At 28.4% G+C, this 13835-nt stretch carries 12 protein-coding genes; 10 read left to right on the top strand and 2 right to left on the bottom strand.

Annotated features, from left to right (window positions below):
* Positions 1 to 251: 251 nt before the first annotated feature.
* Complete coding sequence (gene pdxY, locus JAHGCCOI_RS01980) at positions 252 to 1118, top strand: pyridoxal kinase (protein ID WP_479491868.1); 867 nt, start codon at positions 252 to 254, stop codon at positions 1116 to 1118.
* 123 nt (positions 1119 to 1241) lie between these two features.
* Here the strand turns inward: pdxY and JAHGCCOI_RS01975 are convergent, their stop codons facing one another.
* The gene (locus JAHGCCOI_RS01975) at positions 1242 to 1847 is read right to left on the bottom strand and encodes a nitroreductase family protein (protein WP_212509065.1); all 606 of its coding nucleotides are present in this window, start codon (positions 1845 to 1847) and stop codon (positions 1242 to 1244) included.
* A 628-nt stretch (positions 1848 to 2475) separates the two neighbouring features.
* On the opposite strand from JAHGCCOI_RS01975, the gene plsY reads away from it, so the two are divergent.
* The 9 genes from plsY (at position 2476) to lepA (ending at position 13181) form a co-directional block, all read left to right on the top strand.
* The gene (gene plsY / locus JAHGCCOI_RS01970) at positions 2476 to 3177 is read left to right on the top strand and encodes a glycerol-3-phosphate 1-O-acyltransferase PlsY (protein WP_212509066.1); all 702 of its coding nucleotides are present in this window, start codon (positions 2476 to 2478) and stop codon (positions 3175 to 3177) included.
* A 138-nt stretch (positions 3178 to 3315) separates the two neighbouring features.
* On the top strand, positions 3316 to 5331 hold the full coding sequence (gene ligA / locus JAHGCCOI_RS01965) for an NAD-dependent DNA ligase LigA (RefSeq protein ID WP_479491867.1): 2016 nt from the start codon (positions 3316 to 3318) through the stop codon (positions 5329 to 5331).
* A gap of 80 nt (positions 5332 to 5411) precedes the next feature.
* Positions 5412 to 6446 (top strand): DNA-binding protein WhiA, encoded by a 1035-nt coding sequence (gene whiA, locus JAHGCCOI_RS01960; RefSeq protein ID WP_212509068.1) that lies wholly within the window; start codon positions 5412 to 5414, stop codon positions 6444 to 6446.
* Positions 6447 to 6448: 2 nt separating this feature from the next.
* Positions 6449 to 6832: a holo-ACP synthase gene (acpS, locus tag JAHGCCOI_RS01955; protein ID WP_042068178.1), complete on the top strand. Its 384-nt coding sequence runs from the start codon at positions 6449 to 6451 to the stop codon at positions 6830 to 6832.
* A 144-nt stretch (positions 6833 to 6976) separates the two neighbouring features.
* The gene (locus tag JAHGCCOI_RS01950) at positions 6977 to 8317 is read left to right on the top strand and encodes an FAD-dependent oxidoreductase (RefSeq protein WP_227806992.1); all 1341 of its coding nucleotides are present in this window, start codon (positions 6977 to 6979) and stop codon (positions 8315 to 8317) included.
* 193 nt (positions 8318 to 8510) lie between these two features.
* The gene (locus tag JAHGCCOI_RS01945; RefSeq protein ID WP_212509071.1) at positions 8511 to 9119 is read left to right on the top strand and encodes a superoxide dismutase; all 609 of its coding nucleotides are present in this window, start codon (positions 8511 to 8513) and stop codon (positions 9117 to 9119) included.
* A 6-nt stretch (positions 9120 to 9125) separates the two neighbouring features.
* Positions 9126 to 9575 (top strand): transcription antitermination protein NusB, encoded by a 450-nt coding sequence (locus JAHGCCOI_RS01940; protein WP_042068176.1) that lies wholly within the window; start codon positions 9126 to 9128, stop codon positions 9573 to 9575.
* Positions 9576 to 10015: 440 nt separating this feature from the next.
* Positions 10016 to 10831: a hypothetical protein gene (locus tag JAHGCCOI_RS01935; protein ID WP_227806993.1), complete on the top strand. Its 816-nt coding sequence runs from the start codon at positions 10016 to 10018 to the stop codon at positions 10829 to 10831.
* A gap of 532 nt (positions 10832 to 11363) precedes the next feature.
* Complete coding sequence (gene lepA / locus JAHGCCOI_RS01930; protein ID WP_227806994.1) at positions 11364 to 13181, top strand: translation elongation factor 4; 1818 nt, start codon at positions 11364 to 11366, stop codon at positions 13179 to 13181.
* A 98-nt stretch (positions 13182 to 13279) separates the two neighbouring features.
* On the opposite strand, the gene JAHGCCOI_RS01925 is transcribed toward lepA, so the two are convergent.
* The gene (locus tag JAHGCCOI_RS01925) at positions 13280 to 13411 is read right to left on the bottom strand and encodes a hypothetical protein (RefSeq protein WP_479492249.1); all 132 of its coding nucleotides are present in this window, start codon (positions 13409 to 13411) and stop codon (positions 13280 to 13282) included.
* Positions 13412 to 13835 lie beyond the last annotated feature (424 nt).

Below are 13835 nucleotides of genomic sequence, written 5' to 3'. Positions count from 1 at the left end.
TTTTTCGTTTGTTTTCATTAACTTTATTATATCAAAATTACCATTCTTTTTTTGAAATGATTAAAAAAAATTGAAGTATTTTTGATAATAAACTGATTTTTTCCAAACTAAAATAATAATTCATAAATAAATTGTAAAATAAGTTTATTTTTGATTTAGAATAGAAGTATAGTTTTAGATTATAAAATAGTAAAATGAAAAAATCAAAACTAAAAGACTTTAAAAACAACCAAATAAAGGAGAGTTCCAAAATGAATATACCCACCAAACCCAAAAGTATTCTTTCTATCCAATCTCATGTAGTATATGGCTATGTTGGAAATAAAGCAGCAGTTTATCCTTTGCAAAATATGAATTTCGATGTTTGGCCTATCAATACAGTTCAATTTTCCAATCATACAGGTTATCAAAAGTGGCAAGGACAAATTTTTAACAAACAAAATATAGTTGATTTGGTAGAAGGTCTTTTTGTTCTTGGAGTAGAAAAACAGTGTCAAGCTATTTTAACAGGATATATGGGATCTTTAGATATTTGCGAAGCTGTTTTGGAAATTGTTGCAAGATTTAAACGAACGAACCCTGATATTTTATATTTATGTGATCCTGTAATGGACAATAACAGATGTTTTGTTAAGCCTGAAATAACTTCTTTTTTTAAAAATAATTTGCAAGCAGATATTATTACTCCTAATCAATTTGAAGCTGAATTTTTGTCTGGTATTAAAATAAATAATGTCTCGTATGCTATTAAAGTAGCAAATCATTTCCATAATTTAGGAGTTAAAATTGTAATTATTACAGGTATTAATTTTCAAGATGAAAAATATTTTCAAGTGTTTGCATCAAATGCTACAAAAAAATATTTGGTGCAGGCTCACAACAAAGAAAAAAACATTGATATTTCAGGTACAGGAGATTTATTTGCTAGTCTTTTTCTGGGTTTTTATTTGAAATATGAAAGAAATATTAAAAATGCTTTGGCTCATGCTGTTTTTTATCTTAATAAAGTTGTTCTAAATACTTTGTTATCACAGCAAAAAGAATTGCAATGTTTATCTGTTTTATATAAACAAGTTAATTTAGCAAAATTGCCTCAAGTCATGGAAATTAACGATTAAATTATTGATTAAAAAAATGCCTTTTTAATAAAAAAGACCAACTTTTTAAGTCAGTCATAATGTTATTTTTGGAAATATTTTATTTTTTTAGTATTTGAACGCAGTTATTTTTTACAACTTCAACTACATCCAAAAAGTAAAATCTTTACAATCCATTCGAAAAGCTTTATTTTTGGGTTTTTCTTTTGATTTCCCAATAGCAACTAATAATACAGGCAAATATCGAACATCAATATTTAACCCTTCATTGATTTTTTTTGCGTTAAAACCTCCCATAGGGCAAACATCATAATCATATTTTTTAGCAGCTAACATCAATTGCAACGCTCCGATGCCACCTTCTAAAAATAACTCATTTTGCAGTTTTACTTGGGAAATTTGTTTGTAATAATCATCAATTTTTGTAATTACTTGTAATTTGGTTGCATCAGATATTTGTTTTTGTAAAACTTCTTGTTGATAAATTTTTTCAGCTAAGGCACTTTTTTGAGCATCGCAACACAACAAAATCATAGCAGAACAAGTTTCTAATTGAGTTTTGTTGCCATATAAAAAAGGAGCTATTTTTTGTTTGCTCTTTTCGCCTTTAAAAACAAAAAAACGCCATGGTTGCAAATTAAAAGCAGAGGGCGCTTGGAAAACTGTAGCCAAAATTGCTTCTAAAATATCATTTGGTATTTCATGATTGGCGCAAAATTGGCGCACACTTTTAATTTTTAAAAAATCCATAAAAAGCTCCTAAGATTTTGTTAATTTCAACTTGATTATTATATTTAGTTAAAATAATTTTAATATTGCATCGTTTTAAAATTTTTTAAGTTAGTATTTGTAATTTTGGAAAGACAACAATTTAAACAGCAAAAAATTATTTTTTCAAAGTTTGCATTTGTGTTTCTTATTTTGTTTTCAAAAAACTCCTATAATCCAAATTATCCAAATATATTATAACATTTTTTATTATTAAAATACTAACTGTTTCATTTATTTAGACAACTTAATATTTTAATATAACATTTAAACCAACTTAACTGAAACGCTCCAATAATTTGCCCCCAGCAAAGAATGAATAATTTTAGTCTCAAACTGTTTATGCAGTTTGGGGTTTTTTGTTTATCTGACAATTTTATTTAATTTTGACAATCAAAAACCTCATTATATTAAAAGAAAAGTAAGGTTTGTGGTAAAATTATATAGTAAATTATTTAATTTTATAAACGCATAATTATTAAATTTTTTATGAAACAAAAAAACTAAATTAACAACAAACACAACTAATAATTACAACAATAATCACAACTTAACAATTCATTAAATAAATGATAAAGTTTTGAAACAATAAATGAAATGAAGGTGCAAAATGGAAAACTTATCGTTTTTATTCTTATTCTTGTTTTTTTATATTTTGGGGTCAATTCCTACAGGCTTAGTTATTGGCAAATTGGTGCAACAAAAAGATTTACGCAACACAGGTTCTGGAAATATTGGAGCAACTAATGCTTTGAGAGTTTTGGGGAAAAAATGGGGAATATTAGTATTTTTGTTAGATTTTTGCAAAGGATTTGTGCCACTTACAATTTGTTTGCATTTCTCAAAATTTTGGCTAACAGAACCATCCACAAAAACTTTTTTACAACCAAACCCCACAATAAAAATCTCCCTTTTGGCAATATCTCCTATTTTAGGACACATGTTTTCTTTATTCAATAAATTCAAAGGCGGCAAGGCAATTACAACTTCGGTAGGTATTATCACTGCTTTTAATCCTTTGATTGGTATTTCTGGTATCATTTTTTTTGCTATTTTTTTAAGACTTTTTGGTTATGCTTCGTTAGCTTCAATTATTGCAAGCACTTTAGTTAATGTTTTTTTATGGCTAAATTATTTGTATTGTGGCAATTTTGGAAATTTGGGACCAATTAAAAACCAGATTCCAAAAACAGAATTATTTTACTTTTCGATCAATTTTGCTACCTTAATTATTATAGCTAAACATTATTCTAATATTTTGCGCCTTATTAATGGAACAGAAAATAAATTTAATTTCAAAAAAGAAAAATAAGCAGCATCAACACAAAATATTTTAAAAAAACAAACAACCCAAACCAAAACCTAAAAAAATCAAACCTAAACTCAAAAATCCTAAATCAAAAACTCTCAACCCCAAAAACATTTTTATTTATAAAAAAGGTGCAAAGCAATGCAAAATTTTGATCTAATTAAACAAAAAATTAAATCCTTGGTAAAACAACTCACCAAAGCCAATTACCAATACTATAATCTAAGCAATCCCGATCTAAGCGACCAACAATACGATTCTTTACTCAAAGAACTAATCAATTTAGAAACCCGATATCCCCAGTTCAAACTTCCTTATAGCCCCACTTTAAAAATTGGTGGTTTTGTAGAAAAAAAATTTAGCACCATTAAGCACAAAACTCCAATGATGTCTTTGGGAAATGTTTTTAATCTTGAAGAACTCAAAGCTTTTTATGACCGTATTGTCAAAAAAATTCCTACTTTTTCTTTGTTAACTGAATTAAAAATTGACGGCGTAGCGATAAGTTTAAAATATCAAAAAGGCATTTTAGTGCAAGCTTTAACAAGAGGAAATGGCATTTGGGGAGAAGACATTACCCAAAATGCCCAGACCATTAAAACCATTCCTTTAAGATTAAAAGAAGATCTCGATTTAGAAGTTAGGGGAGAAATTTATTTATCCCATCCCGCTTTTGAAAAACTCAACGCCCAAAGAAAACAAGAAAACAAACCCCTTTTTTCCAATCCCAGAAATGCTGCTTCAGGAACTTTAAGACAACTTAATTCAGCAATTGTGGCTCAAAGAAATTTGTCTATTTTTGTCTATGGCATTTCAGCTCCTTATTTGACTAAACCTACCCAAAAAGAGACTTTGGATTTTTTAACTGCTTTAGGATTTACCACAAATCCCCATTATTATTGCGTCTCTAATTTTGAAAATTTGCTTAGTGTAATTGAAAAATACAAAACCATTAAGGAACAACTTACCTACGATACTGATGGAATTGTCATTAAAATTAACGAGCTTGCCTTTCATTCTTTAATTGGTTCCACTGCCAAAGCTCCCAGATGGGCAACTGCTTACAAATTTGCAACTATTACAAGCCAAAGCATAGTTCAAAACATCATTTTTCAAGTGGGACGCACTGGTGTTATAACTCCAGTTTGCAAAATTATGCCTGTTATGGTAGATGGAAGTTTGGTCTCAAAAGTGGTTTTACATAATTATGACTACATTTGCAAAAAAGATATCAGAATAAAAGACCATGTCATAGTTCATAAAGCAGGCTCGGTTATTCCTGAAATTTTAGAAGTTATCAAAAGTAAAAGAACTGATTTGCAAAAACCTACTTTAATGATTGAAAAATGTCCTGCTTGTCAAACAATTTTAGAAAAACAACCAGGTGAAGTTGATTATTTTTGCCTCAATCCAAATTGTCGCGAGCAAAAAATCCAAAAACTCATTCATTTTGTATCAAAAAATGCTATGGATATCAACGTTTTAGGAGAACAGACCATCATTGCTTTTTTTGATAAAAACCTAATTGCCAAACCTTCTGACCTTTATTTATTAAAAAAACACAAGCATATTTTGCAAGAAATGCCAGGCTTTGGCGCTAAAAAAATTACTAACATTTTGGATGCTATCGAAGCAAGCAAGCAAAAAGGATTTGAAGATGTTTTATTTGCTTTGGGGATCAAACATATTGGCAAAAAAGTATCTCAAGTTTTGGCAAAACATTTTCAAACTATCGAAAACCTCCAACAAGCCACACCAGAATTAATTACTCAAATAAGAGAAATAGGAATCAAAATTGCCCAAAGCATCCAACAATACTTTTCCAATTCTTGTAATTTAGAAGAGGTTTCCAAACTCAAAACACTAGGAGTTTCTTTTCAAAGCACTAACCCCCAAAATCCAACTACCCAAACTATTTTTACCAACAAAAAAATTGTTTTAACAGGAACTCTCCTAAAATATTCCCGTCTTCAAATCCAACAAATCTTAGAACAAATGGGAGCAATTATAACTAACAGTTTATCTTTACAAACCAATTATTTAATAGTTGGCATCAATTCTGGTTCTAAACTAACCAAAGCCCAAAAACTCCAAATTCCTATTATCGAAGAAAAAGAATTACAACAAATTATAGAAAATAGCCAAATTAAATTATAAAAAATCACCGTTATTTTGCCTAAAACTCCTCACTGAACCCCAAACCCCCAAAACAAATAAAAAAATCCAAGAAGGTGCCAATGTCTTTTAACATTAAAATTAAAGAAGAAATTGCTTGTCAAAAATTCTTACCCATAGAAAATTTTTTTGAATTGACAGCTTTATTACATTTTGGCTGTGAATTAGAAAAAAACCACCAAAAAACTTTATTGTGGTTCCAAACCAAAAGTATCAAAATTGCTAGGCGTTTCCTTATTTTAATCAAAACTTTTTATCCTAATACCAACTCTTTTTTGATGACTAGCAAAGAATATAATTTACCACATTTAAAAAGCATTCATGTAGGAATTGAAAAAGACATTCCCTTAATTTTAGAAAAACATCATTTTTTTACTCAAACTCCAATCGATTTTTTACCTTTGCTCAAAAGCCAAAAAGCCAAAAAAGCATTTTTAAGAGGTATTTTTTTATGCATAGGTTTTGCAAACGACCCCAAAAAAACTAATTATCATCTAGAATTTTTTCACAAAGACCGCCACAAAATTGAATTAATTAAAACTTTGATGCTTCATTTCAGCCTTAACGCCAAACAAATTAATCACAAAAAAGGTTTTTTAGTTTATTTGAAAGAATCTCAAATGATTATTGATTTTTTAAGGTTAATCGGTGCTTTGGAAATAGTTTTTCAATACGAAAAAACAATAATTCAAAAAGACTTAAACCACATTATTAAATCCTCTATTAATTTTGAAATTTCAAATGAAAAAAAAATTCTTACTTCTGCCAATTTACAATTACAACAAATTAATTTGATTGAAAAACACTTTCAAACCCCAAATCTCAAACCCAAAAACACGAACTTAAAAATGAAAAATCCCAAAAATGAAAAATCCCAAAAACAACTTCCCAACCTTGAACCTAAATTATTGCAAATTATGTTATTAAGAAAAGAAAACCCTGATGCAAGTTTACAAGAATTAACTCAAAAATATTACCACAAACACAAGCAACAAATCACTAAATCAGGACTAAATTATTATTTTCAAAAAATCAAAAGACTAGCTTGTGAAATTGAAACTCCCCAAATTTTGGCACCATCTAAGGAAAAAAAATAAATATGGAAAATATCGGCATAGATTTAGTTGAAATTAAAAAAATTAAAAAAATAGGCAAAGACATTTTAGCAGCAAGGATTTTATCCTCAGAAGAACACCAAATTTATCAAATCATTCAAAATCCCCAAAGCCAACTTACCTTTTTAGCAGGAAGGTGGGCTTCTAAAGAAGCTCTTTTTAAAGCTTTTCAAACACCCCAAAAAATCGACCCTACTTGCCAAAACTATTGCAACTGGTCTATTCTTAACGACAAAAACGGCGCTCCTTATGTGAAAAACAACACATGCACCACTTTTTTCAACCCCATTTTAATTTCTATCACTCACACCGATAATTACGCCTTAGCCCTTGTTATTGTAAAAAAGTTGCCACAAAGCACGTCATAATCAAATTCGTTTTATTTTTTTTGATTATCCTACAATTTTATTTATTTTGTCAAGTGTTTTTTAGGTATAATTAAAAGTGTATAGCAAAAATAAAATTAAATAAAAAAAACAAAGAAAAAATCCAAAGGAGTTAATAACAAAAATATGAAAGTTATCGTTGTTGGTTGTACTCATGCAGGAACTGCTGCAGTAAAAACAATTAAAAAAAACAATCCCCAAGCTGATGTTGTTGTATATGAAAGAAACGATAATATCTCTTTTCTTTCTTGTGGAATTGCCTTGTATGTTGGAGGAGTTATCAAAGACAGTCTAGGACTTTTTTATTCAAATCCTGATGAACTGGTAAATATGGATGTTTGTACCAAACTTAAACATGAAGTATTAAAACTAGATTTTGACAAAAAAGAAGTTTTAGTTCAAAGTTTAGAAACTGGCAAACAGTTTAAAGACAACTACGATAAATTAGTAATTGCAACTGGTTCTTGGCCTGTTATTCCTCCTATTAAAGGGATTGATTGCAAAAATGTTTTAATGTCTAAAAACTTTGATCATGCCAAAGATATTATTAATTACAGCAAAAACGTTAATAAAATCACAGTAGTAGGCGCTGGCTATATCGGAATTGAGTTAGCTGAAGCATTTGCGGTACAAAAAAAAGAAGTAGTTTTAGTAGACGCAGAAGATAGAATTATGTCTAAATATTTAGACAAAGAATTTACAGATGTAGCTCAAAAAACCTTAACTGACCACGGAGTTACACTAGCATTAGGACAAAAAATAGCAGGATTCGAAACTAAGGACGGCTTAGTGACTCATGTAAAAACTGATAAAAACACCTTTGAGACCGAAATGGTAATTATGTGTATCAGCTTTAAACCCAACACTCAATTATTTGCTCATCATCTCGAAACATCCTTTAATGGTGCTTTAGTTGTTAACGAATATATGCAAACTTCAGACCCTGATGTTTATGCTTGTGGCGATTGTGTTAACGTTTATTACAACCCTACCCAAGAAGTAAAATACATGCCTTTAGCAACTAATGCTATTAGAATGGGAACACTTGTAGGACTTAACATTGAAAAACCTTGCGTAAAATATTTAGGAACTCAAGGAACAAGTGGCATTAAAATTATTGATTTGAGTATTTCTTCAACAGGACTTACTGAAAATGTAGCCAAAGCTTTAGGTAAAAACTATGGTACTGTTACAATCAAAGATGCTAATAGACCTGAATTTATGCCTGATTATGATGCTGTAATGTTAAAGCTTGTTTTTGACAAAGAAACTCGTAAAATTTTGGGAGGACAAATTGTTTCTCGCGTTGATTTAACTGAAAAAATGAATACTTTAAGTGTTTGTATGCAAAACCAAATGACAGTAGAACAACTTGCTTTTGTTGACTTTTTCTTCCAACCCCATTTCAACAAACCTTGGGGATTACTCAATTTAGCAGGACTTAAGGCTTTAGAAATTAAATCTTAATAACTATTTGTAAACTACCAAATGCGCGACAAAATAAATTAGATAAAAAAACACAAAAGACAAAAACACAACAAAACATTGTTTGTTATAATTACAAACAGTGTTTTTTTATTCCATTTTATCACAATTAACCCCTCATTCCAACACTACCCCCCCAAAAAATCTTTTCATTAACCATTAAAGGAGCAAACAAATGAACTTTACTCTACTTTCTCTTCCTTATCAATATGATGCTTTAGAACCTTTTTTTGATACTCAAACTATGCAATTACATCATCTCAAACACCATCAAACATACATTAATAACCTTAATGATGCTCTCAAAAAACACCCTCAACTAAATTTATCTTTGGAACAAATGCTAACTGATTTATCGTTAGTACCACAAGATATTAGACAAACAGTTAGAAATAATGGTGGCGGACATTTTAATCATTCTTTTTTTTGGAACATTCTAAAAGTAAATAATGGCAATACTCCTCAAGGATTATTAAAAGAAATGATTGACTGCGAATTTGGTTCTATAGATTCTTTCAAAGACAAATTTGCTAATGCTGCTAAAACCATTTTTGGAAGCGGTTGGGCTTGGCTTGTATTAACTCCACAACAAAAACTTGCAATTACTTTTACTCCTAATCAAGATGTAGTTCTAAACCAAGGAACTCCTCTTTTGGGTCTAGATGTTTGGGAACATGCTTATTATTTAAGTTATCAAAATCGTAGAGTTGATTATATTGAAGCTTTTTTTAGTGTCTTAGACTGGGAAAAAGTAAAAAATAACCTTACTCAAACATTAAAATAATTTACCATGAAACATCCTCAAAATAAAAAAGAATCACGGTTATTACGAATTGAAGTGATGAAATTATTATATCAATATGATTTTTACCAAAATAATTTGACTTTGTCACAAACAAATCCCAATCCCATTTTTACTTTTTTTCAAAAAATCATCACCAAGCTTAAATTTATTGATGAAATCATCACAAAAAGTTTATATGATTATAAAATAAATCGCCTTAACAAAGTAGACAGAGCAATCATTCGCTTAGCTACTTATGAATTGTTAGAAACAAACATTTCTCATGCCATTATAATCGACGAGGCAATAGAACTTACCAAACAATTCTGCAATTTAAACGATGAAAAACAACATAAATTCAACAATAAATTATTAGATCAAATATATCAACAATTACAAATGTATAAAAAAACTTATTACCTAATTGAATTGAAAAACTACCCAAATAATAAATAATTTTTTAAAGACTTTTCTAATTGAAAGGTCTTTTTTTATTTTATTTGATAGCATACCTTAAATAATTATGAAAAATTTACAATAATTCTATACCAAAAAAATAAAAACAACAACAATAAAATAATTAACATCTCAGCAAAACAAAACACCAATTTTAGATCGTTTTAAAAAACTTTTAAAATAACAAGTTTAGTAAAAATTCTTTTTTCTTTAGAAAGCATAATTAATGGCTCATTTTTATAATAATTTTTTTGATTTGATAACAGTAGCAAAAAACAAACTTGCCAAATTAAAAAAATATAGATATCCTCCTTAAATCTTTTTAATTACAGAAACATTCAAAAAACTTTAGCTTGAGCAGTTAAAAAAACTACAATAAAATAATTATTTAATATTCATTTAACCCTATTATTTTATTTTTTATTAAGGAAACAAATATTTTGAATATTAAATTATTTAATCAAAAATATAAATTAGTGCCTTTTTTATGTGTTATTTCATCAATAATATTAGTATTATTGTTATTAATATTAAGTTTACAAAAAAGACATTCAACCTTTAGATCATCAGAAAAAATACAATTAACTAATAACCAAACCCAAAAACCCAATCAACAAAATTTCGTCAAAACTCCCAATTTGACAAAACCAAAAACACAAGAATTACACCAAGAAAAAGAAACACTACCTCTTTATATTCAAACAGTAAATGACAAAAAACATTATCATTTTATAGTGCCTGATAGTGAATTTATGCAAGATGGCACACTTAAAAATTCTGAAACCCATGTTTATATGGAAAATCTAAAACCTACTTTAATGCATAAAATTATCTACAAAATACAACCTCAATATGATGGTTGGGTAGCTTGTTTCCCTTCATTTAATGGACAAGATCTTGCAGGCGCTTTTTTATATAGCGTTATGACAGGAATCAAAACTCCTCCTTTAGATTTAGTAGGGATTTATTTTGAATCTCCTTTTGATAAGTTTGATATTAGTGATTGGAACAAATACACTTTAGATGATATTTTACAAATGAAAAATGAAAGCCAAAATATTTATTTTTTTTGGAGAAGCCCAAAAATGACTAACATTTACAAAAAATATCATTTATTTAAACCAGGTAAGGAAAAATACCATCCTACACTTAACAAACCTATAAGTCCTCAAAATGCCTTAATGCTTACCGAAGAATTTATAGATAAATTCATCCCCAATTCACCTTCAAAAAATTTCAAAGAAACTGAACAATAAATTATTTAGTTAGTTCCAATACTTTTCAAAATATTTAAAACTTGCCATATTTTCAAATTAAAAACAAATTAAGATCGACTTTAAGTTGGTCTTTTTTGCTAATTATTTATTATAATTTTGCTTGCTATACTACTTATTTATTCTTATTTTATAATTTTTTTGTCAAAATAAAAATGTGATTTAATTGGATTTTAACATAATTTATAACTTTAATAACTTTAAAATTACAAAAAAACACTAATTTTGCACTTAGAAACTATTTTTTTGTTATAATAACTTTTGAATTAGATATTAAATAATTTAACTTTACAATGATTTATAATAGTTATTTTAAAAAACTTAAAAAAGAATAAAACAACCTTAACAAACTACCAAACCCAATAACCAAAAAAATAATAACTATAAAATATCATTTCACAATCAAAAACCAATAAAAATCATAAAAATTAATTCTACCAAGCACAAACCACATTAAAACCCACAAAATCAAACTAAAACCAACCAACCAAAATATAAAGGAAATAAACAAAAAATGAACATAGAACAATTAAAAGAAAGGCAAAAACGCATACGTAATTTTTCCATTATCGCCCACATTGACCACGGTAAATCAACTTTGGCCGACCGTATTTTAGAATTTACAGGCACAATTGACAAAAGAATAATGAAAGAACAAATTTTGGATTCCATGGACTTAGAACGCGAGCGCGGAATTACTATTAAATTAAATGCTGTAGAAATTAACTACAAGTCCAAAGATGGCAAAAATTATATTATGCATTTGATTGACACACCGGGACACGTTGATTTTAGTTATGAAGTATCGCGTTCTTTGGCAGCTTGCGAAGGTGCTCTTTTAATTATTGATGCTGCCCAAGGCATTCAAGCCCAAACTCTTGCCAACGTTTATTTAGCTGTTGATAACAATTTAACCCTTATTCCTGTTTTGAATAAAGTGGATTTGCCAAGCGCAGATGTTCCTAAAGTTAAAGAAGAAATTAAAGAAATTTTGGGACTTGACCCTGAACAAGCCTTAATTGCAAGTGGAAAAACAGGGCTTGGAGTCATTGATATTTTGGAACAAATAGTAACTAGAATATCACCTCCTCAAGGAGACATTCAAAAACCCTTGCAAGCCTTAATTTTTGATTCTTATTTTGATTCTTATAAAGGAGTTGTGCCTTCCATTAGAATCGTCAATGGCACAGTTAAAAAAGGCGATCAAATTCGTTTTATGGCAAGTAATAGTGTTTATGAAGTAGTTGAAGTAGGAGTTTATAATCCCAAACAAATTGTAAAAGATTTTTTGGCACCAGGTGATGTAGGTTATCTTACTGCTGCTATTAAAAGTATTAATCATGTAAGAGTTGGAGACACCATTACTTCGCAAACCAATCAAGCTTTGCTACCTTTACCGGGATACAAACAAATGAATTCAGTAGTTTTTTGTGGACTTTATCCTGTCGAAACTAATAAATATAACATCCTTAAAGAAGCTTTGGAAAAACTAAAACTCAACGATTCTTCCTTAATTTTTGAACCTGAAAGTTCTAATGCTTTGGGACTTGGTTTTAGAACTGGGTTTTTGGGACTTTTGCATATGGAAATTATTCAAGAAAGAATTAGTCGCGAATTTGGAGTAGAAGTAATTGCTACTGCTCCTTCTGTTATTTATCATGTTTATTCTATCAAAGGAGAAAAACTTTTAGTTGATAATCCTTCCAAACTTCCATCCACTCAAATGATTGACCGCATTGAAGAACCCTATATTAAAGCTACTATTATGTGTCCTGAAATCTATATTGGTAAAGTAATGGAGCTTTCCCAAAACAAAAGAGGAGCCCTTCAAAATATTGAATATATTGATAGTCAAAGAGTAATGATTAATTATTTGCTGCCTTTTTCAGAAATTATTTATAGTTATTTTGATAAGTTAAAATCATTAACCAAAGGCTATGCTTCTTTTGATTATGAAATAGATAAATATCGTGTTTCTAAATTACAAAAAATGGATATTTTATTAAATGGAGAAATTGTTGATGCTCTATCTTTAATTGTTCATCATGATTTTACCTATGAAAGAGGAAAGGCTATTTGTGAGACTTTAAAAGAGTTTATTCCTAAACAAATGTTTGAAATTCCTATTCAAGCAGCTTTGGGTAAAAAAATTATTGCCAGACAAACTATCAAAGCTATGCGTAAAGATGTAACAGCTAAACTTTATGGAGGCGATGTTACTCGTAAAAAGAAATTATTAGAGAAACAAAAAAAAGGTAAAAAGAAAATGAAAACATTAGGAAAAGTGCAATTACCTCAAAAAGCCTTTCTTGCTATTCTTGCTACTAAATAATTATTTGTTTCAAAGATATAAAAGAATATTGAAAAAACTCCTTATAATATATAAGGAGTTTTTGTTTTATTTATTGTTGACATTTATATTTATTTTTATTATTTTTTGGCGGTATTTGTATTATTTTTGGATTGATTATTTTTACCATTAGGAGCAATTTGTGGTTTTGAATATATTTTACTTAAAATGAATTGGCTAAATGTTCTTCCTTTCATACTATCTACACCCATCAAAAAAACGAGCAAAAAACAAATGGAAGGGATAAAAGTGCACATATCCAAAAAAATAATTTAACCATAATAAGAAAATTTTTCATTAAAGGGTGTAATGTGGTATTTTGTTTTAAAATACTATCTATATGAAATGAAATAAACCCCGAAGATAACAAAATTACCAAAAAGAAAAGGAAATTAAAAATATTTCTAATTTGAGTTTTCCAAAAATCTATTTACTTTCTTCCTTGTTTATCTAATTCTGGTTTAAAAATAATAAATTTGATTCTAAACATTTACTTGCCTCTTTTCTTTTTATAATATTATAATGATTTTAAAAATAAATATTTATATTATATCAAGTTTTTTAAGTTAATATTTTGATGATGAAATGCAATAAACGAATTAAAAATACTTATTTCAACGTTTTTATGCTTTTATA

Source organism: Mulberry dwarf phytoplasma (genome assembly GCF_056504655.1).
This window is presented reverse-complemented; position numbering and strand designations above follow the sequence as displayed.

Bases quoted from the DNA above. Each gene is read 5' to 3' on its own strand.
- JAHGCCOI_RS01925 (WP_479492249.1), bottom strand. From the start codon at position 13,411: ATGGGTGTAGATAGTATGAAAGGAAGAACATTTAGCCAATTCATTTTA.
- plsY (WP_212509066.1), top strand. From the start codon at position 2,476: ATGGAAAACTTATCGTTTTTATTCTTATTCTTGTTTTTTTATATTTTG.
- whiA (WP_212509068.1), top strand. From the start codon at position 5,412: ATGTCTTTTAACATTAAAATTAAAGAAGAAATTGCTTGTCAAAAATTC.
- acpS (WP_042068178.1), top strand. From the start codon at position 6,449: ATGGAAAATATCGGCATAGATTTAGTTGAAATTAAAAAAATTAAAAAA.
- ligA (WP_479491867.1), top strand. From the start codon at position 3,316: ATGCAAAATTTTGATCTAATTAAACAAAAAATTAAATCCTTGGTAAAA.
- pdxY (WP_479491868.1), top strand. From the start codon at position 252: ATGAATATACCCACCAAACCCAAAAGTATTCTTTCTATCCAATCTCAT.
- JAHGCCOI_RS01945 (WP_212509071.1), top strand. From the start codon at position 8,511: ATGAACTTTACTCTACTTTCTCTTCCTTATCAATATGATGCTTTAGAA.
- lepA (WP_227806994.1), top strand. From the start codon at position 11,364: ATGAACATAGAACAATTAAAAGAAAGGCAAAAACGCATACGTAATTTT.
- JAHGCCOI_RS01950 (WP_227806992.1), top strand. From the start codon at position 6,977: ATGAAAGTTATCGTTGTTGGTTGTACTCATGCAGGAACTGCTGCAGTA.
- JAHGCCOI_RS01940 (WP_042068176.1), top strand. From the start codon at position 9,126: ATGAAACATCCTCAAAATAAAAAAGAATCACGGTTATTACGAATTGAA.
- JAHGCCOI_RS01975 (WP_212509065.1), bottom strand. From the start codon at position 1,847: ATGGATTTTTTAAAAATTAAAAGTGTGCGCCAATTTTGCGCCAATCAT.